Origin of the sequence: Enterobacter sp. ZOR0014 (genome assembly GCF_000798855.1) — a bacterium.
Classification (GTDB): Bacteria; Pseudomonadota; Gammaproteobacteria; order Enterobacterales; family Enterobacteriaceae; genus Enterobacter; species Enterobacter kobei.
Genome location: NZ_JTLF01000339.1, coordinates 1 through 416, shown reverse-complemented (window position 1 = coordinate 416; position 416 = coordinate 1). Strand labels below are relative to the sequence as shown.

Sequence of the window (416 nt, the reverse complement as noted above, 5' to 3'; positions counted from 1 at the left end):
GAACATTCTTTAATGTATTCATATAATAAGTTCATGTGGTGCGAATCATCAAGCATAAACTCTCCACCTGTCAAAAAATGTAAGTCTTCTGGTGCATTATCTTTATTTCTAAGCCTTTTGTTTAACTCTCTGTCAGTATCTTCATTGTCTATGTATAGTGTCTTGCTTCGCTTTGTATCATAACCAAAAAAAGGTAACCCTTGCGATACCATTAAAGCCATGTGCATTGCTAGAGAGCTTTTAAATGACTTAAATGGAGCTACAAGTATTCCAGCTTGTGAACTTGGCATTAACGTATCAATAAGCCAGTCATCTTTTAAATTTATTAAGTCTTCACGCTCTTTTAAGTGCTTGGCTGTCTGTACTTTTTCAAATATATTGGTCACTTTTTAATTCTCCCCTTTTGGTTTATGTTC

At 34.1% G+C, this 416-nt stretch carries 1 protein-coding gene; it reads right to left on the bottom strand.

The annotated features are described in order from the left end of the window. Positions 1-386: AAA family ATPase (locus tag L977_RS24080; RefSeq protein WP_047626654.1), on the bottom strand; the 386-nt coding region annotated here is incomplete at its 3' end. Between the last annotated feature and the right edge of the window lie 30 nt (positions 387-416).